The 2,477-nt window shown below is 40.6% G+C and carries 2 protein-coding genes; both read right to left on the minus strand.

Going from position 1 to position 2,477, the window contains the following annotated elements:
- Positions 1-363: 363 nt before the first annotated feature.
- The gene (locus AB4323_RS23595) at positions 364-1,617 is read right to left on the minus strand and encodes an HD-GYP domain-containing protein (protein WP_017063746.1); all 1,254 of its coding nucleotides are present in this window, start codon (positions 1,615-1,617) and stop codon (positions 364-366) included.
- Positions 1,618-1,699: 82 nt separating this feature from the next.
- Positions 1,700-2,107, minus strand: a complete 408-nt coding sequence (locus tag AB4323_RS23600; protein ID WP_102320265.1) for a VOC family protein — start codon at positions 2,105-2,107, stop codon at positions 1,700-1,702.
- Positions 2,108-2,477: the final 370 nt, after the last annotated feature.

Below are 2,477 nucleotides of genomic sequence, written 5' to 3' on the forward strand. Positions count from 1 at the left end.
TAAATTGTTAAAGAGCTTTACTTGTTGAGCCTTCCTTTTAGTAAGGAGCCTCTCGAAGTGGACGGCCATTCTAGCGATTTAATTCTCAGTGTCAAACACTTATTTGGAATTAATTCCTACTTTCTAAAAGTAGAAGCGAATCATCGCTTAAAGCTAGTTGCCTTACTAACATTTCTCGCTGAAGCCTTGTGGCGTCTGCCGTGTCAGTGAGGCGGCATTATAGAGATGCCGCTCATATTGGCAAGCAATAAATGCGTTTTTTATTAAAAAAAGAGGTTAAGCGAAGACATTTCAACCAAGGGCTTATTTATACCACTTTCACCCCAAGTTTCGAACAAATTACCCACAACGACCTGTGGATAACTACTCTCCACTATCAAAAAAGTAAGATAAACGAGCCCTAGGGTTTAGATACTCTCGAACTTGTTCAGGTAATTTGCTTGGATGAACGGCATTAACGATTTTGATCTCTTTAATAAAGAGGTCAATGATCGGAGCTTGGGTTCTTGGCACGCTAGGATCATAGATAAGTACATTTGGATAAAGCATATGTTTAGCGTTAACGGATATCACAATCCCAATAGAATCATTTGAAAGCTGTACTACAGTTCCTGGTGGATAGACTCCCATGAACTTAACTAACAGCCCCAAGTTATCTTGGCTATATAGATGCTTGCAGCTCTTATATAGGTGGGACAGTGCCAAATACGGGATCATTTGTTGAGATTGCGTTTTACCATGGCAAAGGTTATCAAATGCATTAGCCACGGCGACTATCTTGGCAAATTCATCAATCTCATGTTCTTTTAAGCCCTCGGGGTAGCCAGAACCATCATTCATCTCATGATGTTGAGCGATCACCTTTTTAGCACTTTCAGGAAAGTCATCAATTGCCGATACAATATCCGCACCGTATTTAGTATGAAGCTTCAGGTAGTTCTCTTCTGGCACCGTTAGTGCACTCTGCTTTCTTAGTATCGCGACTGGTATTTTGATCTTGCCTACATCGTGAAACAACGCTGCGAATGAGAGGTCTTTCAATTGCTGTGTGTTATAGCCTTTGGCCTTACCTATCATCAGTGCAACAACCGAAACATTTAGAGTATGAAAGTAAATATCTTCGAAATCCGCTTTAGCATTCATAAGGTGCAAGGTGACGTTATCATCGCTCACTAGAGTTTCAACGATATCATCAACAAGAGCCTTAACCTCCCCTACCGCATCTAAAGGTCTGTTACGGATCTTGGTCATCACAGATCGCATTCGAGCAAGCGAACGTTCAAACTCTCTCTCACAATGACTCACCCTGCGGCGGTAAGAGCTAAGGGTTTCGATACGCTCATGCTTATCTTTCCACATTCTTTCCGTTTCAAGGCTTACCTGTGAATCAATATCGACTTCTTGTTCACCTACGTGATTAACAGGTAAAGGTGAGGTATCACTTTGACTCAGGTTTATATAGACGTGCTTAATCCCAAGATGTCGAATTACTTTTACTTGAGCGTCATCTTTGATTTTAAAGCTGTTGAATAAAAATGGGTGTTCATTCCATTTTACGGGGAGTCGTATATGCAGACCGGGCTGAATGCGATCTACGGTAATCTTTATGCTGCCCATTTTATATATAATATTGATGATTAATCTCTATTTATAATTCTAATAAAACCAAGCAGCAATTTCACTATCCAATTTCACAGGCTCAACTTAAAGAGTCGCAGTGCACCATCCAGCGTATACCGAATTTATCTTCTACTTTGCCAAATCGAGCCCCCCAAAAAGTATCTGCGAGTGGAGTCATTATCCGCCCTCCCTTCTTGAGCTTTTCAAAGATTTGCTCTTGAGTCGTCGTATCCTCAGTAACAAGGGAGAGTGCAAGATTGTTTCCTTCTAATTCTTTCGCTTTGACGCCATCTGACATCATAAGCTTCATACCGAATGCTTCAAACTCTGCGTGCATAACCCAATCAGGCTGAGCACCCTCTATTACCTGTGGTGCGTCACTAAATAGTTGTTTTGATAAAACTACACCACCAAAGCACTTGTGATAAAAGTCCAATGCTTCATTACAACGACCATCAAAAAATAAGTAAGGGGTTACTTTCAGCATATCTCTCTCCTTTATGATCTATCTTAAACATAGACAATAGATGTGAGAATTAAAGGTAACATTCTGATTTAAGATAATTAATTCATTGGCACATTAGATTACGAAGAGAAATGATGAAATTTAGGAATGAAACATCAAGATCTGACTGATTGAACAGGCATACCTGCCGCCACCGTGAAGGCAATGCTTCCTATACCCCAGATACAACAAAGCCCCGATTTTCATCTAGGCTTTGTCATTTAAATATGGTGCCGGTAGGTGACTTGACTGGGCTTGCATCCAGGGCAAGATCATGAAAAACCCATATGGAATAAGGGGTAGCGTGAAGTGATGTTTCCACTAATTTGTACACTGAAGTCACAACAAATTC

It is taken from the genome of Vibrio sp. 10N.261.52.C11 (genome assembly GCF_041471405.1).
GTDB lineage: Bacteria > Pseudomonadota > Gammaproteobacteria > Enterobacterales > Vibrionaceae > Vibrio > Vibrio crassostreae_C.